The sequence below is a fragment of the Streptomyces sp. NPDC090106 genome, from assembly GCF_044747265.1.
Taxonomy (GTDB): Bacteria; Actinomycetota; Actinomycetes; order Streptomycetales; family Streptomycetaceae; genus Streptomyces.
The window spans coordinates 203,421-224,910 of record NZ_JBIVDS010000002.1; the positions used below are offsets into that span (position 1 = coordinate 203,421).

Consider the following 21,490-nt stretch of genomic DNA (forward strand, 5'->3'; position numbering starts at 1 on the left):
GGGACGCGCGGCAGGCCTTCGCCGTGTCCTCAGGGACGCCGGCGGTCCTGGAGATACCGGGTATGGGTCTCCTGGCGCCGGGCCTCCGCCTCGCGCAACGCCGTCGCCACCCGTTCCGCCTCCTCGCGCAACAGGCCCAGCTGCCGCTCCAGATGACGTTCCGGCGGCTCCTGCCCCGGCGTCATCCGCGCCCACCACCGCGTCCGTACGAAGGTGTCGACCGCCTCCGGCACGTCCTGCCGCACCGCCCGGGAGAGCAGGTGGACGTCCTCCGGGTCGGTCACCCAGCCCGGTTCCAGCAACGCGCCCAGCAGCTCGGTGAGTTCGGTGAGGGCGCCCGCGGCGGCCGGCGGCAGGTCGACCTCCGCGAGATAGCCGCACAGCTTCTCGAAGTCGGCGCGGACGGCGTCCAGCTGGGCCGAGGCGTCCGGGAAGTCCGGCGGCGCGGGACGCTCCGGCGGGGCGACGAGCGCGCCCGCGCCGTACAGGCCCGCCACGACGACCGGCCAGTACGGGCCCGCCACCCCGGCGAAGGTCAGGCCCAGGCCGGCGAGGCCGCAGACGCTGCCCGCGATGTTCTTGCGGGACTCCAGATACCTACTGATAGCCACGGATCTCCTCGAAGGCTCCGTCCAGCGAGCCCTGCCGGGCGTCGAAGAGACGGCCACCGGTCAGGTCGGCGATGTGCTCCAGTTCGCCCCGGTCGGAGTCGCCGAAGAGGATGGGGAAGACCGGGATCTGCCGGGCGCCGGCACCGAGGCCCGCGTAGAAGTCGTCGAACTCCGCCGCGTCGTCGCCCGCCGTGTTCTCGCCGTCCGTCATCAGCACGATCGAGGTGAACGTGTCCCGGTCGGCGCGCAGATGGCCGTACGCCTTCTCCAGGGAGGTGAAGATCGCCGTGTCGCCGTCGGCCTTGAGGGCCCTGGTGTCGGCGCGGATGCCGTCGAGGCCGGAGTCCGGGTCGGCGGGGTCGACGACATGGGTGCGCACGCTCTTCACGTCGGAGCCGAACGGCATCAGCGTGACCTCCTCGCGTTCCCGGAAGTCCGAAGTGAGCCCGGTGAGCGCCTTCTTGAGGCCGTCCAGCCGGTCGCCCTCCATGGAGCCGGAGGTGTCCAGGACGTACACGGTCCGGGAGGGGCGGCGCAGTTCGTTCTCGTAGGAGTCCAGGAGCCCGTCGGCGACGGAACGGCTGCCCGGGAAGGGCAGTTCACGGCGCCGGGAGGTGTCCAGACCGGCGGCGGGGGCCACCGAGGCGACCACCGGACGGCGGTGGGTGCGGTCGGTGATCAGCCGCTGTGTCCCGGGCGAGCGCAGGGACTCCGTCAGCCGGGCCACCTCCCCGCGGGTCTCCGTGTCCGTGGACCTGAGGGAGGACAGCGGGTAGTCGGCGGTGACGACACCGTCGGTGGGGCGGATCACGGTCAGACCGTCGATGCCCTCGAGGACGGACTCGTAGTTGAGGAGCGCGTCGACGGTGCCGCGCCGCTCGTACGCCGCAGCCAGCCAGCCCGACGAACCGGACGTCAGCTGCTGCCCCTTGAAGAACTCCTTCAGCCTCGGTGCCGCCTTGCGCACCTCCGCGTCCGTCAGCGCGGACTGGGCGCCGGAGAGCGCGGAGGCGACCGCGACGAGCGTGGAGAAGCCGGAGTTGGAGCGCGACGGGTCGGTCATGCCGTACGTCAGCTTCCCGGCCCGCACCGCCTCCTCGATCTGCGTCCAGGTGACGTGCTCCGGCTCCCAGCCCAGGGACGCCAGTCGGGAGGTCCTGACGCCGAGGGCGACCGGGCTGGCCATGACCGGGGTCTCCGAGACCACCTTGGCCGCCGCGTCGGGGCGCAGCCGCAGATAGTCGTTGGAGGACAGCCACAGGGCGTCGTAGGCGCCGTCCGCCTTGCCGCTCGCGAGCAGGTCGACGGCGTCCAGGGTGCCCATGTAGGTGGGGCGGACCGTGACGCCGGTCTGCTGCGCGACGCGCTCCAGGACCGGGGTCATGTCGGCGAGTTCGCTGGAGGCGAGGACGCGCAGGGTGCCCGGCTCCCTGGTCCCGGGGCCGGTGCCGGCCGGGTCGTCCTGGGGCGCGGAGCAGGCGGCCAGCAGGAGCGTGCAGAGCAGAGCCGTCAGGCGGAGTCTCACGCGAGTCCCCCTTCCAGCGCGCCCTGCGTGCGGCTGCGCTCCAAGTACGCCGTGGCGGACTGGAGTTCGGAGGTCAGGGACTCCACGGTCGACGCCATGACCTCGGTCGCCTGCACCTTGTAGGTGTCGATGGCGTCGAGGGTGCGGTAGATCTGCTGGAACGCCGAGCGCAGGGTCTCCGCGCCCACCGCCGGGTCGGCGGCGATCCGCTGGATCTCGCCGCTCTGCGTGGAGAGCATCTCGGCGTTGCCCCGGATCAGGTCCTCGGTGGTCCCGCGCAGGGCGTTGACCTGGTCGATGACCTTCTTCTGGCTGTCCAGCGCGGACGCCAGCATCACCGAGATGCGCAGCGCCGAGACCGTCGTCGTGGCGGCGCGGTCGACGCCCTTGATCAGCTCCTCGTTGTTGCGGCGCACGACGTCCATGGCGAGATAGCCCTGTGCGCACACCGCGAGCTGGGTCAGCAGGTCCTGGTGCTTCTGCCGGACCGGGAAGAGGATGTCGGCGCGCAGATGGTCCGCCTGCTGCGGGTCGCCGACGCCGCCGATGTGCTCCTCGACGGCCGTGTCGAGGGCCTCGGTGAGCACGACGTACTCCTGGAGCCTGCCCATCGTCTCCCACAGACGGACCCGCTCGGTCTGCAACGCGGCGTTGTCGCGGCGCAGTTCGTCCTGGCCGCCGCGCAGCGAGCCGACGATCCGGTTCAACGTGCCCTGCGACGAGGCGTACTTGGCGACGTGGTCGCGCAGCTTGTTGCCGCCGGGCAGCCGGGACAGGAACCTGCGCCCCTTGGCGGCGGGCAGGTCGCGCGGGTCCAGGTCCTCGACCACGCGCCGCAGTTCCACGAGGGAGCCCGCGACCTTCGACTGGGCGTCCCCGCCCTTGCCGGGCAGGCTGCGCACGGTCCGCTCCAGCATCCGGTTGGACTGCGCGGCGGCGCCCCGCATCTCGCCCGCGCCCAGCGCGGTGATCTCGCCGACCTTGCCCGCGAACTCCGGCGAGCGCGCGTCGAGCACGGCGAGCGAGGCCACGTACTCGGTCGCCTTCTGCGCCATGCCGGTGCGCACGGAGTCGTCCACGGGCACCAGGCCGCCGGCCCGTTCCCGGGGCACGGCCTCGACGGCCTCGGGCGGGGTCAGGGTGAAGTCGTCGTCGGTCATGCGGTGTCGCCCCCCGTCGCGCGGCGCGCCAGCTCGTGCAGCACCTCGGAGGTGGGCACGGGAGCCTGGCGTACGCCGGTCAGTTCCTGCTTGAGATAGCCGGCCGCGCCGGTGAACGCGGCGGATTCGCCCTGCGGCCGGAATCCGTGCCGCAGTTCCAGCTTCCGCAGCTCCTCGTCCGTGGAGAGGAGTCCGGCGAGCGTCTTGCCGTCCTCGGTCAGCGGGACGACGGTGTGGTCGCTGGTGACCGTGGTGTCCGGGTACAGCACGACGAGGTCGTCGGGGTGCTGTCCGTCCGCGAGGAGCGAGGCGACCTGCGACTCGTAGACCAGCACGAGCGGATTGCCGGCCCCGCTGACGAAGTCCCGGAACGCCGCGTCCGTGCTGGACTGCTGGGCGCCCTGCACGCTCACCAGCTTGCGCAGCAGCGGCGCGGTCCTCGCGACCTCGGCGTCACCGGCGACGACCTTCCCGCCGTCCGCCACGTACGAGGTGGCGGCCAGGTACAGGGCGCCCGAGTTGGAGCTCTCGGGGTCGGTGCTCGACACGTAGAGCGTGCCTGTCAGCTCCCCGTACTTCCCGGCGCCCTTGAGCTGCTGCCAGGTGCGGTCCGCGCGGGCGGCGTCGAGATAGGCGCCCATCCGGAACACGCCCCGGTGCTCGGTGTCCAGCGCGGCCAGGCCGTTGCCCGCGAGCACCTCGGCGGCGTTCTTGTGCGCCACGACGACCAGCGGCGAGTAGAAGGGGCGGGGCAGGGTGCCCCCGACCTTGTACTTCGCGGCGAGTTCGGCGGCCGGCGCCTGGCTGGAGGGAAGGGCGAAGTCGTAGCCCTCGAGGTCCAGCCCTTCCATGGCCCAGGACCCGGAGGTCTCGGCCCGCACGGTGTAGCCCTTGGCGGCCAGGGCCTTCACCACCTTCGGGTCGGCGAAGAACTCCGCCTTCTCGGACCCGATGACACCTCGCACGGTCTTCGTTGCCGTGCCCTTGTCCTCACTGTCGCGACCCGCCACGACGGCGGCCACCACGCCACCGATCAGCAGAACCGCGAGGACGATTCCTGCGATACGTCTCACACCGAGCAGAGTGCTCGCGGAACTCAACATTCCTTACGGAAAAGGGTGAACGCCAGGTGTAGTGCCAGTCCCTATATGCAACGGCACGTGCCCCGAGGGGTGCGGGGCACGACGGCGAAGGTCTGCGCGGAGCCAGTGGCTCCCGGTCCGTGCGTCGCTGCGGGTGCACACGGACCGGGGCCGTTCGAGGGGGAGGGGCCCCGCGGGGGACCCTCAGCGGGTCGCGAGCTCCCGGGAGTCCAGGGCCGCCGCGTGGGCGTCCATGCGCTCGGCGGTCAGGATCGCCACCGCCGTGTCCGCGCGGGACGCCGCGACGACCAGGGCCCGCCCGGCGAGCATGTGCGCCCGCTCGTGCAGGGCGCGACCGTCACCCTCACCACCGCCGGAGGCCGTCGCCCGGACCGGCGCGCCTCCTCCCCGCAGCCGGGTCACCTGCTCGGCGAGCCGGTCGGCGGCCGTGTCCAGGTCGGCGGACGGAGCCAGGGCGCGCAACTCGTCCGTGACCGTGAGGAGCGCGGCCAGATGCCCGGCGAGCTGGATGTCCAGCTCCTCCTCACGGGACCGGTGGGGGAAGTCGGAGGGGGTGCCGGCCATCGTGCTGTGGACCGACTTCGTGCGGATCGGTTCGTACATGGGAGGGGGCCTCCTGAGCTGTCAGGAAGCCATCCTAGCTTAGATTCTGTCTAAAGTTGAGCGAACCAAAGATCTGGTCAGGGCTGGCTGTAGCCGTCCAGGAAGTTCCCGATCCGGGTCACCGCGTCCCGCAGGTCACGGGCGGTCGGCAGGGTCACGACCCGGAAGTGGTCCGGCTCGCTCCAGTTGAAGCCGGTCCCCTGGACGACCATGATCTTCTCCTGCCGCAGCAGGTCCAGGACCATCTGCCGGTCGTCCTTGATCTTGAAGACCTTGGGGTCCAGCCGCGGGAACAGATACAGCGCGCCCTTGGGCTTCACGCAGCTCACCCCGGGGATCTGGGTGAGCAGCTCGTAGGCGGTGTCGCGCTGCTCGCGCAGCCGTCCGCCCGGCAGCACCAGGTCGGTGATGGTCTGCCGGCCGCTGAGCGCGGCGACGACCCCGTGCTGGCCCGGCATGTTCGCGCACAGCCGCATGTTGGCGAGGATCGTCAGACCCTCGATGTAGGAGTCGGCGTGCGCGCGCGGGCCCGAGATCGACATCCAGCCCACCCGGTACCCCGCCACCCGGTACGCCTTCGACATGCCGTTGAAGGTGAGGGTGAGCAGATCGGGGGCGACCTTCGCGGTCGGGGTGTGCGTGGCGCCGTCGTAGAGGATCTTGTCGTAGATCTCGTCGGAGCAGACGAGGAGGTTGTGGCGGCGGGCGATGTCCGTCAGCCCGCGCAGCAGGGCCTCGTCGTAGACGGCGCCGGTCGGGTTGTTGGGGTTGATGATGACCAGGGCCTTGGTCCGGTCGGTGATCTTCCGCTCGACGTCGGCCAGGTCGGGCATCCAGTCCGCCTGCTCGTCGCAGCGGTAGTGCACGGCGGTGCCGCCGGACAGGGAGACGGCCGCCGTCCACAGCGGGTAGTCGGGGGAGGGGACGAGGACCTCGTCGCCGTCGTCCAGGAGGCCCTGCATCGCCATGACGATCAGCTCGGAGACGCCGTTGCCGATGTAGACGTGCTCGACGTCGGTCTCGATGCCGAGGGTCTGGTTGTGCATCACCACCGCGCGGCGGGCGGCGAGCAGGCCCTTGGCGTCGCCGTACCCGTGGGCCGAGGACACGTTGCGGAGGATGTCCTCCAGGATCTCCGGCGGGCACTCGAAGCCGAAGGCGGCCGGGTTGCCGGTGTTCAGCTTGAGGATGCGGTGTCCCGCCGCCTCCAGCCGCATGGCCTCCTCGAGAACCGGGCCCCGGATCTCGTAGCAGACGTTGGAGAGCTTGGTCGACTGGATCACCTGCATGTCTGGGAGCTTACGGCCCGGTAACGGCGCGTGGGCGGTGTTTCCCATCACGTGAGACGCGGAGGTTTGTGCGGATATCGCCGGTGGCTGTCCCCTGGGCCCCGCCGTGCCTACAATCCGCGCCCATGTCCAGACCGTCCCCGTACGAGAGCGGCGCCGCGCCCCAGGAACCGCCGAACGTGTACCTCCCGCCCGCCGACCCGTCGCCGTCCTACGACGCGTACGCCGACCCGGCCGCCGCGCACGGCTGGGAGTACGCCTACGACGAGACGGCCCGGCTGCCCCGCCTCCCGGCCGCCGACCCGCGGCGCCCCTCGCGCCGCAGGCCGGGGCCGGCCGGGTGGCGCTCCGGCCGGCCCGCCGCCGCGGTGGGGGCGGTCGGGGCGGTCGCCGTGGCGGCGCTGGTCGCGGGCTTCTCCTTCGGCGGCTCCGCGCCGGCCGGCACGGAGGACGGGCCCGGCCGTACGGCGTCGACGGCGGACGGGGTCCCCGCGGACCCCGCCGGGACGGCCGCCGCCCGCACCGCCACCTCGCCGCCCGCGTCCCCCTCGCCGTCGACGCGCCCGTCGTCCACGGCGCCGTCCCCCTCCGCCACCCCCTCGGCCGCCGCGCCCGTCACCACGTCCGCCGCTCCGGCGACGACGTCCGCCCCCGCCGGTTCCGACGGCAAACCGGGCAAGGGCAAGGGCACCTCCAGGCATCCGCGCTGACCTCGCGTAACCTCCGGTAATCCGAGGGGTTCCAGAGGTGTGCGACGGGCAACTGCGGGCAGAGATGCGGCAGATGGCGCCGGTCTCGACCCCGTGCGCCCTCGGCCGCGCAGGGAAAACCCCATGGCTGGGAAGAACTCCTTGCCCGCACCCTCCTCCACGATGAGAATGCACATGACAATTCGGCGGGTGACCGGAGATTCTCCGGTCACCCTCGTCGTGATGAGGGGACCCCCCACATGAAGAAGCCTCTCGGTGCCACGCTGATCGCGCTGGCCCTCACCGGGGTCGGCGCGGCACCCGCGTTCGCCGCGCCCGACACCACCGGCCTGCCGGCCACGGACACGGTGACCGGCACCGCCTGGGACGCCGTCACGTCCGCCACGGCGAACCTGAGCCAGGCGCTCCAGCCCACCCTCCAGGCGGTCACCTTCGCCGGCACCGTCTCGCTCAGCAACTGTTCCGGATCCGTCGTCCGCTTCCCGGACTCCGCGGACGACGACCCCGCGCTCGTCATGTCCAACGGCCACTGCCTGGAGACCGGCTTCCCCGCGGCCGGCGAGGTCATCGTCGACCAGGCCTCCAGCCGTACCTTCGGCCTGCTCAACGCCTCGGGCACGCGCGTCGGGACGCTCCGCGCCAGCAAGATCGCGTACGCGACGATGACCGACACGGACGTGTCGATCTACCAGCTCACCACCACCTACGCGGCGATCAAGAGCACCTACAACATCAGCCCGCTCACGCTCAACGACACGCACCCCGTGGCCGGGACCGCGATCACCGTCGTCTCCGGCTACTGGAAGCGGACCTACGCCTGCAACATCGACGGCTTCGCGTACCGCCTCAAGGAAGGCGAGTGGACCTGGAAGGACTCGGTCCGCTACACCTCCGCCTGCCAGACCATCGGCGGCACCTCGGGCTCGCCGGTCGTCGACAACGCCACCGGCAACGTCGTCGCCGTCAACAACACCGGCAACGAGGACGGCGGGACCTGCACGGACAACAACCCGTGCGAGGTCGACGCGAACGGCAACGTCACCGTGCGCGAGGGCATCAACTACGCCCAGGAGACCTACCAGATACCCGCCTGCTTCGGCCTGGACAACAAGCTGGACCTGAGCGCTTCGGACTGCGTGCTGCCCAAGCCGTAGCCGTCACCGGGGAGTTCGCCGGACGGAGCGTCCCGCGAGGACGTCCGTCCGGCGTCCGTCCTCGATCACGAACCGGCCGTCCACCAGCACGTGCGGGATGCCGGACGGCAGCACGCGCGGCTCCTCGAAGGTGGAACCCGCCGCGACCGTCGCCGGATCGAACAGGACCAGGTCGGCCCGGTGGCCCTCGCGCACCAGGCCCCGGTCCGGCAGCCGCAGCCGGGCCGCCGGGCGCCCGGTCAGCCGCGCCACGCACTCCTCCAGCGACAGCACCCCCAACTCCCGCACGTACCGGCCCAGATAGTGCGGGAAGGTGCCGTACGCGCGCGGATGCGGCTTGGCGCCCTGGAGGATGCCGTCCGAACCACCGGTGTGCACGCGGTGCCGCATGATCTGCCGGACGTTCTCCTCGTGCCCCACGTGCTGGAGGATCGCCGTGGCCAGGCGGTCGGCCAGCAGGAGTTCACGGGCGGTCCGCCAGCCGTCCAGGCGGCGGCCCACGTGCCGCGCCAGCGCCGGGTCCGTGACGCCCGAGATCTCGATCGTGGCCCAGTCCATCGGCACGCCGTGGCAGCCGTCCGAGCCGGTCACCTCCAGATCGTGCCGGATCCGCTCGGCCGTCGCGTCGTCCGCGAGCCGCTCCAGGAGCCGCTCCGGGCCGCCCTCGCCCGCCCAGCTCGGGAGCACCGCCGCGAGGGTGGTGCTGCCGGGCGTGTAGGGGTAGGTGTCCAGGCTGATGTCCGCGCCGTCCGCCAGCGCCCGGTCCAGCAGCGCGAGCAGCTCCGGCGCCCGGCCCTCGTTCACCCCGAAGTTCATGGTGGCGTGCGCGAGATGGAGCGCGCAGCCCGCCTCCCGCGTCAGCGCCACCATCTCCGCGTACGCCTCCAGCGCGCCCGCCCCGTAGGAGCGGTGGTGCGGGCAGTAGTAGCCGCCGTAGGAGGCCACCACCCGGCACAGCTCGGTCAGTTCGGCGTCCTTCGCGTACATGCCGGGCGTGTACGTCAGCCCGGACGACAGGCCGACCGCGCCCTGTTCGAGACCTTCGGCGACCGACTGCCGCATCCGCTCCAGCTCCCGGGGCGTCGCCTCGCGGTCCTCCCAGCCGACGACGAGCGCGCGGACCGTGCCCTGGGGGATCAGATAGGCGGCGTTGACGGCGACGCCCCGGTCGAGCCGGTCGAGGTACTCGCCGACCGTCCGCCAGTCGAAGTCGATGTCGTCGCCGTACCCGTTCCATCCGGTGATCGCGCGGCGCACCTCGGCGAGCGTGCGATCGTCGACGGGGGCGTACGACAGCCCGTCCTGGCCCAGGACTTCGAGCGTGACGCCCTGCGCGGCCTTCGCGCTGTGGTCCGGGTCGCGCAGCAAGGCCAGGTCGCTGTGGGCGTGCATGTCGATGAAGCCGGGGGAGAGGACGAGCCCTTCCGCGTCCAACTCCCGCCGCGCCTTCGGTCGTTGGCACCCGGCGTCCGCCGCCTCCTTCACGATCGACACGATCCTGCCGCCGTCGACCACCACGTCCGCGCGGTACGACGGCTGCCCGCTGCCGTCGACGACGTCCGCGTCCCGGATGACCAGTTCCTCCACGACCCCGCCTCCTAGAAGAACGTACGGATGTGGTCGACGACCGTGCCGTCCGCCCGCACGACCGGGATCAGCTGCCACTTGTCGAAGGACGTGCAGGGGTGCGAGAGGCCGAGGCCGACCCAGTCGCCGACCTCCAGGTCCGCCTCGCCGGTCGTGCGCAGCCAGGCGTGCTGGTCGGACAGCCCGGTGACCGAGACACCGGCCGCCGGACGTTCGACGCCGTCCCGGCGGACCACCTGCGCGAACGGCAGATCCAGGTCGTGGGCCGCGTCCCGCTTGCCCGCGTTGACGAAGGCCTGCTCGGCCGAGGGGCGGGAGACGACCTGCGTCCAGAGCCGGAACGCCGGCTCCAGGGCGCCCTCCTCGGGGACCCGGTTGAAGGGGGTCAGCTTGCGGTAGTGGCCGTCGTCGTGCGAGACGTAGGCGCCCGAGCGCAGCAGCTTCAGCACGGGGGCGGACAGGGCGGGGATCTCGGCGAAGACGTCGGCGACGGCGTCGAACCAGGCCGAGCCGCCCGCGCTGACGACGATCTCGTCCAGGCCGGCGAACCGTCCCGCCTCGTCGAAGCCGACGGCGAGCGCGACCAGCCGGCGCAGCCAGGCGTGCACCCGCTCCGGGTCGGCCCGCGGGACCTCGCCCTCGTACCCGGCGACCCCGACGAGGCGCAGGGTGTCCGTCCGGGCCACGGCGTCCGCGATCGCCGCGCACTCCGCCTCCGTCCGGGTGCCGGTGCGGGCGCCCTCGCCGGCGGCGAGCTCCACGACCACGTCCACGGGGCGGGCCGAGCCGCTCAGGGCCGCGTCCATGAGCTCGACGCCGCGTACGGAGTCGACGTAGCAGACGAACGCGAACGCGGGGTCGGCGGCGAGCTCCGCGGCGATCCAGCGCAGCGCCGCGGCGTCGACCAGCTCGTTCGCGAGGAAGACACGGTCGACGCCGAAGGCGCGGGCCACCCGGACCTGGTGCGGGACGGCGAGCGTGATGCCCCAGGCGCCGTGGTCGATCTGCCGCCGGAAGAGCTCGGGGGCCATCGTCGTCTTGCCGTGCGGGGCGAAGGCGAGGCCGTGCCGGGCCGCGTACGTCTCCATCAGCCGCAGGTTGTGCTCCAGGCGCTCGGCGGAGAGCGTCAGCACCGGGGTGGTGTAGCCGCCGGTGAAGAGGTCGCGGCGCTGGGAGGTCAGCTCGCCGACGGTCAGCCCGTCCGCGTCCGGCGGGAGGCCCTTGAAACGGTGGTCGACGGTGTCCGCCGCCAGTCGGGCGAGCGCCTCGGAGCCCATGGAACCTCCCTGATCAGGAGCGTTGCACTCACTGCAACGACCATTGCGTATATCGCTTACCGGTGTCTAACATCCTGGCCAGCGCCGGGTCAATGGAGCCGCCGCGACCCGGGACGACAAGGAGCCGAGACCATCGTGAATGCCCCCGACGTCGTGGACGTCGTCGCGCTCGGCGAGTCCATGGTCACGTTCCTGCCCACGACGCCGGGCCGCCTCGCCGATGTCCCCTCCTTCGACCGGGGCATCGGGGGCGCCGAGTCGAACGTCGCCTGCGCGCTGGCCGCCGCCGGGCACCCGGTGCGCTGGGTGAGCCGGGTCGGGGCCGACGGGTTCGGCGACCACCTGGTCGAGGCGATCGGCGCGTACGGCGTCGACGTGACGGCCGTACGCCGCGACCCCGCGCGTCCCACGGGGGTGTACTTCCGTACCGCGGGGGAGCGGGGCACCGACGCGCACGAGGTCGCCTACTACCGGGCCGGGTCGGCGGCGTCGGCGATGAGCGCCGAGGACGTCCGGGTGGGGGCCTGCCGGGTGCTGCACCTGTCGGGGATCACGGCCGCGCTGTCCGCGAGCTGCCTGGGCCTGACGCGCGCGCTGACCGCGCCGCGGCCGGGGCGCCCGCTCGTCTCCTTCGACGTCAACCACCGGGCGGGGCTGTGGAGCGGCGGCGACGGGCCGCGCGTGCTGGCGGAACTGGCGCGCGGCGCCGATCTCGTGTTCGTCGGCGAGGACGAGGCGGAGGAGGTCTGGGGCGTTGCCGGTGGCCCGGCGGCCATCCGCGAACTGCTGCCGGAACCGGCGGTGCTGGTGGTGAAACAGGGGGCTCGGGGGGCTACGGCTTTCGTGTCGGCCGCGGACCGGTGGGGGCTGGTCGCGCAGTTCCCCGCGCCCCTGAGGCCGATTGCCGGAACCGGCGTGGAAGCATCCGCCGAGCCCGCCGAGCCCGCCGACTCGGCTCAGCCCGGGGGCAGTCGTGCCGCTGGGGCGATGGGGGTCCCCCCGGTCGAGCGGAGCCGAGAGCGGCGGAGGGTGGGCGCGGACGGCACCTTCGAGCCCGCCCCCCGCGTCGACGTCGTCGCGACCACCGGCGCCGGGGACGCCTTCGCCGCCGGCTTCCTCTCCGCGACCCTGCGCGGCCTGCCCCTGCGGGACCGCCTGCGGCACGCGCACCTGTGGGCCGCCGCCGCCCTCACCGCCCCCGGCGACCTCGCCGCACCCCCGCCGCACGACACCGCCGCCCGCCTGGCCGCCCTCCCGGGACACGCGTGGGAGAGACTTCACCTCGGCCCCGGCTGGACCCGAGCCGAGCAGGCCCCGGAGGAGGTACGCACCCCATGAGCCAGACCGTCGACCGCGCGCTCGGCATCCTGCCGCTGCTCGCGCAGGGCCCCGCCGACCTCGGGCAGGTCGCCGACCGCCTCGGCGTCCACAAGTCCACGGCCCTGCGTCTGCTGCGCACCCTGCACGAACACGGCATGGTCTACCGCCAGTCCGACCAGCGCTACCGCCTCGGCGCCCGCCTCATCGCGCTCGCCCAGGAGGCGATGGAGAACCTCGACATCCGCGAGATCGCCCACCCCCACCTCGTACGCCTCAACGAACAGGTCGGGCACACCGTCCACCTCGCCGTGCACGAGGAGGACGAGGTCCTCTACATCGACAAGGTCGAGAGCCGCTACCCGGTGCGGATGTACTCGCGGATCGGCAAACCCGTCGCCCTCACCGTCGCCGCCGTCGCCAAGCTGCTGCTCGCCGACCTCACCGAGACCGAGCGGCACGTCCTCGCCGACGAGCTCGACTACCCCCTGTACACGGCCCGTTCGACCCCCAACGCCGCCGCCTTCCTCAAGGAGCTGGCGACCGTGCGCGAACAGGGCTGGGCCACCGACCTCGGTGGCCACGAGGAGTCCATCAACTGCGTCGCCGCACCGATCCGCGGCGCCGACGGCCGGGTCGTCGCCGCGATGTCGGTGTCCGCGCCCAACGTGGTCGTCACCGCCGACCAACTCCTCACCCTGCTGCCGCTGGTGCGCCGTACGGCGGACGAGATCAGCGGCGAGTACTCCGGCAGAACCCCTGCGAAAGGCCCCGCATGACCGAGAACACGACCCAGGAGACGACCGCGAAGGTCGCTCTCACGCCCTCGACCCACACCACCCCGCCCGCCAAGTTCTCCCACGGCGTCCGCAAGGGCAACATCCTCCAGGTCGCCGGGCAGGTCGGGTTCCTGCCCGCCGAGGAGGGCAAGGCGCCCACCCCCGCCGGCCCCACCCTGCGCGAGCAGACCCTCCAGACCCTCGCCAACGTCAAGGCGATCCTGGAGGAGGGCGGGGCGAGCTGGGACGACGTGATGATGATCCGCGTCTATCTGACGGACGTCGACCACTTCGCCGAGATGAACGGCATCTACAACACCTACTTCGAGGAGCAGGGCCTCACCCAGCCCCCGGCCGCCCGGACCACGGTCTACGTCGGTCTGCCGGCCGGCCTCCTCATCGAGATCGACGCGCTCGCCGTCCTCGGCTGACCTGCCCCGCGCCGCTCGGAAACCCGAACTCCCGCACGTCCGGCACGGCATGACCCCTCGTCACACGGGGTCGTGCCGCGCTCCCCCCTGCCCGAAAGCTCCATGCACCCACGCAGAGGACCCCCATGTCCCTACCGCTCGCCGCCACCGCTCCCGCCGAGACCCCACCCCACACCGGCGGTCTCCTCCTGCTCGTCGACGGCACGGCCGGTCTGCTGACCGTCGCCGCCCTCGGCATCGCCCTGCTGCTGTTCCTCATCATCAAGGCCCGGCTCCAGCCGTTCGTCGCGCTGCTCGCCGTGTCCATAGCCGTCGGCCTGCTCGCCGGCCTCTCGGTCACCGAACTCTTCGGCACGGTCCAGCGCTCGGACGCCGTCTCCACCATCGAGTCCGGCATGGGCGGCATCCTCGGCCATGTCGCGATCATCATCGGCCTGGGCACCATGCTCGGCGCGATCCTCGAGGTCAGCGGCGGCGCCGAGGTGCTGGCGTCCCGGCTGCTCGGCGTGTTCGGCGAGCGGCGCGCCCCGCTCGCGATGGGCCTGACCGGCCTGATCTTCGGCATCCCGGTCTTCTTCGACGTCGGCATCTTCGTCCTCGCCCCGATCGTCTACGCGGCGGCCAAGCGCAGCGGCAGGTCGATCCTGCTGTACTGCCTGCCCCTGCTCGCCGGCCTGTCGATGACCCACGCGTTCCTGCCCCCGCACCCCGGACCGGTGGCCGCCGCGGGACTCCTCCACGTCGACCTCGGCTGGGTCATCCTCATGGGCGTCGTCTGCGGCATCCCGGCCGTGCTGGCCGCGTGGGCGTACTCGGCGTGGATCGGGCGGCGGATCTTCGTCGCGGTGCCGCAGGACATGGTCGAGGCGGCGGAGGACGCCCGGCGGGCCGTGGAACAGGAACAGGGCGACCGCCCGCGCGAGGCGCCCATCGCCCTCGGCACGGTCCTCGCGATCATCGGTACGCCGCTGGTGCTGATCCTCGCGGCCACGTTCTCCTCGATCGCCCTCGACCCCTCCACCCTCCGCTCCGTCATCGAGTTCTTCGGCCACCCCTTCGTCGCCCTGACGATCGCGCTGCTGCTCGCCTACTACGTCCTCGGCATCCGCCGGGGCTGGTCCCGCAAGTCCCTGGAGACGGTGTCGACGGCCTCGCTCAAGCCGGTCGGCAACATCCTCCTCGTGGTCGGCGCGGGCGGGGTCTTCGGCGCGGTCCTCAAGGCCAGCGGCGTCGCCCAGGCCCTCTCGGACACCTTCAACGACGTGGGCCTGCCCGTCATCGCCCTCGCCTACCTCATCTCCGTCGTCCTGCGCGTCGCCCAGGGCTCGGCCACCGTCGCCATCGTCACCACCGCCGGCATCGTCGCCCCGCTGCTCACCGCGGGCGACCACTCCCAGGCCTTCGTCGCGCTCGTCATCATGGCCATCTCGGCGGGCTCCATCTTCGCCTCGCACGTCAACGACGGCGGCTTCTGGATGGTCGCCAAGTACTTCGGCATCAGCGAACGCGACACCCTCAGGACCTGGACGGTCCTGGAGACGGTCCTGTCCGTGGCCGGCTTCGCCGTCGCCGCGGTCCTGAGCCTCTTCGTCTGAGCCGTCCCTCCGTCCGGCGGCGCACACGGGCCCGCGCCGCGCCGCGCACGCCCCGAACCCGCCCCGGGCGCGACCAGTTCGCGCCCGGGGCATGGGTGTGCAATGGATGCGCGGAGCGGGCTTGTGGGGCCTGAGGCGCCGGTGCGATGCTGATCGTCATGCCGTCGTCACCCCACGTGCCCGAACACGGAGCGGTTCTCGCGGAGGTGCGCAAGGTGCGGCGGGCAGGGGTCGTCAGACTGCGCGCGCTCGACGTGCCGGCACTCACCGGGATCGCCCGTGAACTCCCGCGGGGAGACGGCGAGTCACCTGGGGGGCCGGTGGAGAAGGTGTTACGGCTCGCCGTCTCCCGGATGGGCGGCGGCACCCTCCAGACCGCCGCCGAGTACAGTCTCGGCCTCGCCCAGGGCACCCGTGACTGGCCCGCCGCCGACCGGCGCCGACGGGCCGCCCAGGTGTACGGGGTGAGCGTCGAGCGGTTCCGCAAGCACCACGAACTGATGGTCCTGGGCCAGGTCGCCGAACAGGTCGTCCAGTTGGGCGCCCCGGCCGGCGCGACCCGGACGGCGCCGCCGCCCGCCGCGGCCGACCGGATGCCCGCCGCCCACCGGGAAAGAGCCGTCCGCGTCCACCACCGCACCGTGCCGGTCACCGTCCACGTCCACTCCGTCGACCTGCTGCGCGACATCGACGTCGTGGTCTCCCCGTCGAACACCTACTTCGCGCTGCCCGCGCCGTACAAGTCGTCCGTCTCCGCCACGCTGCGCCGCGCGGGCGCGCACCGCGATCCCGTCGGGGGACTCGTCGACGACACGATCGACGACGAGTTACAGGGCTGGACCGCCCGGCACGGGGCTCCCGGCCGGGCGGCACAGCCCGGTACGGTCGCGGCCACCTCCGCCGGGGCGCTCACCGGACAGGGCATCCGGCGCATCTACCACGTGGCCGTCGCCGTACCCCGCCCCGAGACCAACGACTACGACGTCCAGCCCGCCGACATCACCCGGGGCGTCGCCCGCGTCTTCGCCCTCCTCGCCGAGGAGTCCGCCCGCTACGACCCGCCGCTGCGCTCGGTGTGCCTGCCGCTGCTGGGCGCCGGACGCGGCGGGCTGCCCCCGCTGGAGAGCTTCGCCGCGCTGTGGGCGGCCGTCGAGGCGGAACTCGCCCGCGGCGCCGACTGGGACATCCACTTCGTCGTACGCCGGCACGCCCGCGCCGATCTGCTGGAACGGCTGCTGGGCCGCGAGGAGGACCGATGAGCGGCGCGCAGACCGGGCCGGGCGAACCGTCCGACCCGTACGTCGTGCTCGCCGCCGCCGCGGCCCGCTGGGACCGCATCGCCGGCCGCCTGGAGCCGGACGCCCGCGCCGACCTCGCCGGGCTGCTCGCCGTCGTCCGGGACGTCGACCGCCACGACCGCAGGCTGCGCCGGGCCGCCGCCGCGCGGGCCGCGCAGCTGCTGGGGGAGCTGCTGCCCGACGAGTTCGGGGACCGGACCGGCGGACGCCTCGTCGCCGCCTCCGGGGCCCGGCCGACCGTGGAGGGCTTCGCCCCCGAGGACCTGGCGGTGCTCCTCATCGACGGGCACCGCATGGTCGGCCCCGTGCTCGGCCCCGTCCGCGAACGGCTCCTCGCCGAACCCGCCCTGGACGCCGAGGACCTGCTCCAGCGCGGCGGCTCGCCCTTCGCGCCCGAGCTGATCCGGCTGCCGGGCGTCGGCGGGCGGCTCAGGCTGCCCCGGTTCCAGTTCTCCGAGGACACCCTGCCCTGGCTCGTCGTCCTGGAGGTCAACGCCCTGCTGGCGGCCGACCGCGACCCGTGGGGCGCCGCCGACTGGTGGCTGTCCGCGAACGCCTGGCTCGGCGCCAGCCCGGTGAGCCTGCTCGGCACCGGCCGTGACCGCCAGCTCGCCGACACGGCACGGTTCCTGATGGAGAGTGAGTGACGCGGTGCCCAACTACCGGCCGCCCGACGCCCTGACCGGCACCCCCGGCAAGGTCACGCTGGCCCGCGGCGCCGCGCTGTACCGCGTGCACGGCTCCCACCGCCCCGCCGCGGGCTTCAACCCCAGACCCTCGCACTGCCTGTACGGCGGCGGCCGGTTCGACTCCACCTCCTGCGACCGGTACGGCTACCTCTACGCGGGGCTCACCCCCGCCGCCGCCGTCTGCGAGACCCTGCTGCGCTCCCTGCCCTTCGACCCGGCGGGCGGCCCCCGGCTGCTGCCGCGCCGCGCGGTCGAGGGCCGCCGCCTGAGCACCCTGCGCCTGGCCTCGGAGCTGTCCGTGCTGCCCCTGACGAGCGCCCAGGACCTGGCCGCCGTCCACCAGGACACCTGGCTCGTGCACACCGAGGCCCACGAGTACCCGTACACCCGCGACTGGGCCCACTGGATCCGCCGGCACACCGAGACCTGGGCCCAGGGGCTGCTGTGGGCGTCCAAACGCGAACCCGCCGACCGTACGGTCGTCCTCTTCGGCGACCGCAGCCCCGCCGAGGCGCTGCACGTCACCGAGGAGGACGCCGTCGACTTCAGCACGGCCGAGGGCAGGGAGTGGCTCAACGCCGTGCTCCAGCCGTACTACGTCCAGTTGGCGCCGTAGGACCGAGGTCCGCCGGGGGCTAGGGCACGACCGTCCGCAGGGCGATCGTCCGGGTGGTCCAGCGGCCGGGGGACGACGGGCCGGGCGTGCCGATGTCCCGTCCGGCGGGGGGCTCCAGACGCAGGGCGTCCCCGTCGGTCTCCCAGCCGGTCAGCCGGAACGGCACCGTGTTCACCTCGCCCTCCGCCACGATCAGTTTCAGCCAGTCCCGCACCTCGGCGCCGGACTCCACGGGTCTGCTCTCCGGCAGGACGAGCGGCACCGGGTCGCCGTCCAGCGCGTACCCCGTCATGCCCGGTCCGATGAAGTGGCCGGGGAAGAGGGAGGGATCGGCGGTGTGGCTGTCGGTCAGGTCGATGAGCGCGCACCAAAGGCGCCGCGCCGAACGGTTGGTGATCCGGACGGAGACCAACGGCGGCTCCCCGTCCGGGCCGTAGGCGCACACGATCTCGCCGCGCCCGTCCGGCAGCAGCGCCGCCTCGCCGCCCCAGGGCACGATCTCCACCCGCACCTGGTTGTCCAGCACGGACGGCCGGGCGGTCAGATCCCGCAGCCGGTACCAGCGCGCCAGGTGCGCCAGCCGGTCGACGACCCCCCTCCCGTCGTACGCGGCGGGCGAGCCGTCGCGCGCGGCGGACCCCCCGGGCCGCAGCGGCTCCACCAGCTCCGTCCCGTCCAGCCCCAGCACCCGTACCGTCCCGCCCGCCGGGACGAGCCGGAAGTGCGGCTCCCCGGCCTCCTCGGGCGCCTCGACGACCCGCAGGAGCGGGGAGGCGTGCGCGGCGAGGGCCTCCCGGAGGCGGGGGTCCGTGCCCTCGACGCTCACCGTCGCGGGCGGCGAGGCCAGCGCCGTCAGGGCCACCGGGTGGGCGCGCTCGGGGTCGGGTGCCCAGCCGACGGGCTCGACCAGCGACCGGTCGGCGCGGACCGCGCGCACCCGGACCACGGCGCCCTCGTCGAGGCTCGTGAACTCGGTGCCCTCGGCGCCCGCACCGGAACGCAGGCCGTGCGCGGCGCCGCAGTCCACCTCCCAGCCCTCGGGGCCGAGCCGCAGCAGATGGTCGCCGGCCGGGCCCGCGACCGCGTCGGCCAGGAACGGCAGATCGGCCGGGCCCGGCGCGTCCGGGAACAGCACCGGCTGCTGCCGGCCCCCGGTGCGCCGTACCCGCGCGTCCGCCGCCGCGAGGACCTGCCGGTAGGTCGCCCCGGGGCCGGACGCGCGGACCGCGGCGAGCAGGGCGTGGGTGAACGCGCCGTGCCGCCGGCCCGCGAAGTACCCCTCGTAGGAGAGCTGGTCCAGACGGCTCGCGGCGAGCAGCAGATGGCGGGCGGGGCCGTCGGCCGGGGTCGCGCCGCGGGCGGCCGGCCAGTCGGCGCGGGGCGGCGCGTAGCGCGCGGTCAGCGTGGCCGAGGGCAGGGTCTCGTCCCGGGTGGCGCCGCCCGAGAAGCAGCAGTCCAGGACCGCGACGACGTGCGCGCCGCGCGCCGCGGCCCCGTCCAGGAGCACGCCGAGCCGTTTGTCGGTCAGCAGCCCGTCCGCGCAGACCAGGGCCTGGTTCCAGCCCGTCGCCTCGACGAGCAGGTCGGCGCCGGTGGCCGGCTGCCGGGTGCCGTGCCCGGAGAACCAGAACACGGCGGTGTCCCCGGACCCGGCCCGGGCGAGGAGGGAACGGATGCCGTCCTCCACCGCCCCGACCGTCGCCGCCCGGTCCGTCAGCCGCTCCACGACCGCCGTCTTTCCGGCCCGCTCCGCCAGCAACTCCCGTGCCGCGTCGATGTCGTTGAGGCAGCCGGTGAGCGGTGCCGCGAGGTGCGGCGGATAGTCGTTGATGCCTGCCATGAGCGCGTAGATCGACCCCATGGCCGGAAGTCTGGCACCCGCGCCGGGCGCCGAACCGGGGAAACCGGTCGTCAACGGGGCGGAACCCGACCGGATTTCGGTCAGTCGGCCGACTTCACGGTGTCCGACTCGGCCACCTGGGAGAGGAGTTCCTCCTCGGCCACGCGGGCGAGGAGCGCGTCCCGGCCGATCGCGTCCGCCCGGGTCGAGGGCACCGTGCAGGCGTACGCGCCCGCCACCGCCCCGTAGCGGGCGCACCGCAGCGGGGCCTCGCCGTTCAGCAGGCCGAGCAGGAACCCGGCGGCGAAGGCGTCGCCCGCGCCGTTGGAGTCGACGACGGGGGAGGGCGGCCGGGCGGCCGGGACGTGCGTCAGCTCACCGTCGGCCAGCAGATACGCGCCGCGCGCCCCGGCGGTGCCGACCACGACCCTGGCCCGGCCGCGCGCGGCGATGTCCCGCACGGTGCGCTCCGGGTCGGCCAGCGCGGTGGTGGACAGGAAGACCACGTCCGCCGTGCGGGCGAACGCCTCGTGGTACGGGTTGACGCCGTCCCAGTCGTGCAGGTCCGTGGAGATCGTGACCCCGCTCTCGCGCAGCGCGGGCAGGGCCTGGGCGCACGGATGGGTGATCACCACGTGGGCGTGCCGGGCCGTGGCGGCCAGCTCGCGCACGGTGGCGTCGGGGAACCGGTCCGCGTCCCGGCCGCGCGTGATGTCGTACAGGGAGAGGCGGCGGCCGTCGGGGCCGACCAGGTTGACCGCCCGCTTGGTGCCCGAGGCCGAGGGGATCTCGGTGAGCGGGACGCCCCGGTCGCGGTGCAGCGCGCGCACCAGGTCGCCCTCGTGGTCGGCGCCGAGCAGGTCGAGGTGGTGGGCCCGCAGGCCGAGGGCGCTCACCCCGAGGGCGACGAAGTCCCCGCTCTGGCCCGCGCGGGTCACGATGCCCGGATCGATCATGTAGCTGTCGGCGTAGGGCAGCGGCAGCTCGGGGACGTGGACGACGGTGTCCACGCCGGCGCCGCCCAGGACGAGGACGTCGGTCTGCGGGGTCATGGCAGGGGAGTCAAGCAGCCGCCCCACCCGGCCGGCAAGAACTTGCTGCAATTTTCAGCAAGTTGATTGCGATCTTCGGGTTCCCCGTCCGTCTCTCGGGACGCTTGTGCCCCCGGGGCCCCACGGCACAGTTTCGTCCGCCATACTTCCGACCGTGGAGCAGCGCATAGGTTCGAGCAGCAAGCCCCTGGAGGGCGCCGGATTCGACCCGGCCTTCATCCCCGGGCTGACCTCGCCCGTGTCCGGGAAGCCCGAGGACACGAAGCCCGAGGCGGCCGATGAGCCCGTCGAAGCGGACACCGACGCACCGACCGAGCAGGCCGAGGCGGAAGCCGGCGCCGAGGCGGCGGCCGGCACCGAGGACGAGGACGCGGCGGCCGACGGCCCCGTCTTCGAGGCCTCCGACCGCCGCGCCAGGATCGTCGCCGACGCCAAGGGTGTACGCCTGAGCCTCGACGAGGAGCGGTGCGAGTTCCGCTGGGACGAGATCGGCGCGGTCGAGACCGAGTCGCCCCGCTTCGGGAAGCGGTTCACCATCACGGTGCACACCCCTGACCGCCGCTGGTACCCGATCGAGATCGAGGCGACGGCCAGGAGCCGCTTCGCGGAGTGGGAGGAGCAGCTCGACGCCGTTCTCGACGCCTACTTCGAGGACGGCGAGGAGGAGACGGACGCGGAGGACGTGGAGCCGACCGCGGATGCCGAGCCGACCGCGGATGCCGAGACGGCCGAGGACGCCGAGACGGCCGAGGACGCCGAGCCGACCGCGGACACCGAGACGGCCGAGGACGCCGAACCCACCGAGGACGCCAAGTCCCCGGACGGCAAGGCGAAGTCGTCCGACAAGGACTGAA

20 protein-coding genes are annotated in these 21,490 nt (G+C 73.3%); 10 read left to right on the forward strand and 10 right to left on the reverse strand.

What is annotated here, in order from left to right; translation table 11 throughout:
* Window positions 1–29: 29 nt before the first annotated feature.
* The 6 genes from ACIPSE_RS06370 to ACIPSE_RS06395 all read right to left on the reverse strand — a co-directional run bounded on the left by ACIPSE_RS06370 (window position 30) and on the right by ACIPSE_RS06395 (window position 6,291).
* Complete coding sequence (locus tag ACIPSE_RS06370; RefSeq protein WP_401658043.1) at window positions 30–611, reverse strand: hypothetical protein; 582 nt, start codon at window positions 609–611, stop codon at window positions 30–32.
* Window positions 598–2,136, reverse strand: coding sequence for a substrate-binding domain-containing protein (locus tag ACIPSE_RS06375; RefSeq protein WP_401658045.1), 1,539 nt, complete (start codon window positions 2,134–2,136; stop codon window positions 598–600). Before ACIPSE_RS06375 ends, ACIPSE_RS06370 begins: the two co-directional genes overlap by 14 nt.
* A complete protein-coding gene (locus ACIPSE_RS06380) occupies window positions 2,133–3,296 on the reverse strand; it encodes a toxic anion resistance protein (protein WP_401658047.1) in 1,164 nt (387 codons plus the stop codon). The genes ACIPSE_RS06375 and ACIPSE_RS06380 overlap by 4 nt, the downstream gene beginning before the upstream one ends.
* Window positions 3,293–4,369 (reverse strand): hypothetical protein, encoded by a 1,077-nt coding sequence (locus tag ACIPSE_RS06385; protein WP_401658049.1) that lies wholly within the window; start codon window positions 4,367–4,369, stop codon window positions 3,293–3,295. The genes ACIPSE_RS06380 and ACIPSE_RS06385 overlap by 4 nt, the downstream gene beginning before the upstream one ends.
* Before the next feature lie 213 nt (window positions 4,370–4,582).
* The gene (locus ACIPSE_RS06390; protein ID WP_401658051.1) at window positions 4,583–5,002 is read right to left on the reverse strand and encodes a hypothetical protein; all 420 of its coding nucleotides are present in this window, start codon (window positions 5,000–5,002) and stop codon (window positions 4,583–4,585) included.
* A gap of 77 nt (window positions 5,003–5,079) precedes the next feature.
* Entirely contained in the window at window positions 5,080–6,291 is a 1,212-nt protein-coding gene (locus ACIPSE_RS06395) for a pyridoxal phosphate-dependent aminotransferase (protein WP_401658053.1), read from the reverse strand.
* 125 nt (window positions 6,292–6,416) lie between these two features.
* On the opposite strand from ACIPSE_RS06395, the gene ACIPSE_RS06400 reads away from it, so the two are divergent.
* Window positions 6,417–7,001: a hypothetical protein gene (locus tag ACIPSE_RS06400; protein WP_401658055.1), complete on the forward strand. Its 585-nt coding sequence runs from the start codon at window positions 6,417–6,419 to the stop codon at window positions 6,999–7,001.
* A gap of 239 nt (window positions 7,002–7,240) precedes the next feature.
* Window positions 7,241–8,155: a serine protease gene (locus ACIPSE_RS06405; RefSeq protein ID WP_401658057.1), complete on the forward strand. Its 915-nt coding sequence runs from the start codon at window positions 7,241–7,243 to the stop codon at window positions 8,153–8,155.
* A gap of 3 nt (window positions 8,156–8,158) precedes the next feature.
* Here the strand turns inward: ACIPSE_RS06405 and ACIPSE_RS06410 are convergent, their stop codons facing one another.
* Entirely contained in the window at window positions 8,159–9,742 is a 1,584-nt protein-coding gene (locus ACIPSE_RS06410; protein WP_401658059.1) for an amidohydrolase family protein, read from the reverse strand.
* 11 nt (window positions 9,743–9,753) lie between these two features.
* Window positions 9,754–11,019: an amino acid deaminase gene (locus tag ACIPSE_RS06415; RefSeq protein ID WP_401658061.1), complete on the reverse strand. Its 1,266-nt coding sequence runs from the start codon at window positions 11,017–11,019 to the stop codon at window positions 9,754–9,756.
* A gap of 180 nt (window positions 11,020–11,199) precedes the next feature.
* On the opposite strand from ACIPSE_RS06415, the gene ACIPSE_RS06420 reads away from it, so the two are divergent.
* The 7 genes from ACIPSE_RS06420 (at window position 11,200) to ACIPSE_RS06450 (ending at window position 17,744) form a co-directional block, all read left to right on the forward strand.
* The gene (locus ACIPSE_RS06420) at window positions 11,200–12,357 is read left to right on the forward strand and encodes a sugar kinase (RefSeq protein WP_401659715.1); all 1,158 of its coding nucleotides are present in this window, start codon (window positions 11,200–11,202) and stop codon (window positions 12,355–12,357) included.
* Window positions 12,354–13,115: an IclR family transcriptional regulator gene (locus tag ACIPSE_RS06425; protein WP_401658063.1), complete on the forward strand. Its 762-nt coding sequence runs from the start codon at window positions 12,354–12,356 to the stop codon at window positions 13,113–13,115. Before ACIPSE_RS06420 ends, ACIPSE_RS06425 begins: the two co-directional genes overlap by 4 nt.
* A complete protein-coding gene (locus tag ACIPSE_RS06430) occupies window positions 13,112–13,546 on the forward strand; it encodes a RidA family protein (protein WP_401658065.1) in 435 nt (144 codons plus the stop codon). The genes ACIPSE_RS06425 and ACIPSE_RS06430 overlap by 4 nt, the downstream gene beginning before the upstream one ends.
* Window positions 13,547–13,671: 125 nt before the next feature.
* Window positions 13,672–15,141 carry a GntP family permease gene (locus ACIPSE_RS06435; RefSeq protein WP_401658067.1) on the forward strand — a complete coding sequence of 490 codons (1,470 nt, stop codon included), beginning with the start codon at window positions 13,672–13,674 and terminating at the stop codon, window positions 15,139–15,141.
* Window positions 15,142–15,299: 158 nt separating this feature from the next.
* Window positions 15,300–16,400, forward strand: coding sequence for a hypothetical protein (locus ACIPSE_RS06440; RefSeq protein ID WP_401658069.1), 1,101 nt, complete (start codon window positions 15,300–15,302; stop codon window positions 16,398–16,400).
* On the forward strand, window positions 16,397–17,086 hold the full coding sequence (locus ACIPSE_RS06445) for a hypothetical protein (protein WP_401658071.1): 690 nt from the start codon (window positions 16,397–16,399) through the stop codon (window positions 17,084–17,086). The genes ACIPSE_RS06440 and ACIPSE_RS06445 overlap by 4 nt, the downstream gene beginning before the upstream one ends.
* Window positions 17,079–17,744 carry an RES family NAD+ phosphorylase gene (locus ACIPSE_RS06450; protein WP_401658073.1) on the forward strand — a complete coding sequence of 222 codons (666 nt, stop codon included), beginning with the start codon at window positions 17,079–17,081 and terminating at the stop codon, window positions 17,742–17,744. The genes ACIPSE_RS06445 and ACIPSE_RS06450 overlap by 8 nt, the downstream gene beginning before the upstream one ends.
* Window positions 17,745–17,763: 19 nt before the next feature.
* On the opposite strand, the gene ACIPSE_RS06455 is transcribed toward ACIPSE_RS06450, so the two are convergent.
* Both ACIPSE_RS06455 and ACIPSE_RS06460 read right to left on the reverse strand, forming a co-directional pair.
* Entirely contained in the window at window positions 17,764–19,605 is a 1,842-nt protein-coding gene (locus ACIPSE_RS06455; protein WP_401658075.1) for a caspase domain-containing protein, read from the reverse strand.
* 80 nt (window positions 19,606–19,685) lie between these two features.
* A complete protein-coding gene (locus ACIPSE_RS06460; protein WP_401658077.1) occupies window positions 19,686–20,636 on the reverse strand; it encodes an adenosine kinase in 951 nt (316 codons plus the stop codon).
* Window positions 20,637–20,790: 154 nt separating this feature from the next.
* Between ACIPSE_RS06460 and ACIPSE_RS06465 the strand changes: the two genes are divergently transcribed.
* Window positions 20,791–21,489 (forward strand): hypothetical protein, encoded by a 699-nt coding sequence (locus ACIPSE_RS06465; RefSeq protein ID WP_401658079.1) that lies wholly within the window; start codon window positions 20,791–20,793, stop codon window positions 21,487–21,489.
* Window position 21,490 lies beyond the last annotated feature (1 nt).

Bases quoted from the DNA above. Each gene is read 5' to 3' on its own strand.
- ACIPSE_RS06415 (WP_401658061.1), bottom strand. From the start codon at position 11,019: ATGGGCTCCGAGGCGCTCGCCCGACTGGCGGCGGACACCGTCGACCAC.
- ACIPSE_RS06430 (WP_401658065.1), top strand. From the start codon at position 13,112: ATGACCGAGAACACGACCCAGGAGACGACCGCGAAGGTCGCTCTCACG.
- ACIPSE_RS06445 (WP_401658071.1), top strand. From the start codon at position 16,397: ATGAGCGGCGCGCAGACCGGGCCGGGCGAACCGTCCGACCCGTACGTC.
- ACIPSE_RS06395 (WP_401658053.1), bottom strand. From the start codon at position 6,291: ATGCAGGTGATCCAGTCGACCAAGCTCTCCAACGTCTGCTACGAGATC.
- ACIPSE_RS06390 (WP_401658051.1), bottom strand. From the start codon at position 5,002: ATGTACGAACCGATCCGCACGAAGTCGGTCCACAGCACGATGGCCGGC.
- ACIPSE_RS06405 (WP_401658057.1), top strand. From the start codon at position 7,241: ATGAAGAAGCCTCTCGGTGCCACGCTGATCGCGCTGGCCCTCACCGGG.
- ACIPSE_RS06380 (WP_401658047.1), bottom strand. From the start codon at position 3,296: ATGACCGACGACGACTTCACCCTGACCCCGCCCGAGGCCGTCGAGGCC.
- ACIPSE_RS06435 (WP_401658067.1), top strand. From the start codon at position 13,672: ATGTCCCTACCGCTCGCCGCCACCGCTCCCGCCGAGACCCCACCCCAC.
- ACIPSE_RS06455 (WP_401658075.1), bottom strand. From the start codon at position 19,605: ATGGGGTCGATCTACGCGCTCATGGCAGGCATCAACGACTATCCGCCG.
- ACIPSE_RS06460 (WP_401658077.1), bottom strand. From the start codon at position 20,636: ATGACCCCGCAGACCGACGTCCTCGTCCTGGGCGGCGCCGGCGTGGAC.
- ACIPSE_RS06400 (WP_401658055.1), top strand. From the start codon at position 6,417: ATGTCCAGACCGTCCCCGTACGAGAGCGGCGCCGCGCCCCAGGAACCG.
- ACIPSE_RS06420 (WP_401659715.1), top strand. From the start codon at position 11,200: ATGGTCACGTTCCTGCCCACGACGCCGGGCCGCCTCGCCGATGTCCCC.
- ACIPSE_RS06425 (WP_401658063.1), top strand. From the start codon at position 12,354: ATGAGCCAGACCGTCGACCGCGCGCTCGGCATCCTGCCGCTGCTCGCG.
- ACIPSE_RS06440 (WP_401658069.1), top strand. From the start codon at position 15,300: ATGCCGTCGTCACCCCACGTGCCCGAACACGGAGCGGTTCTCGCGGAG.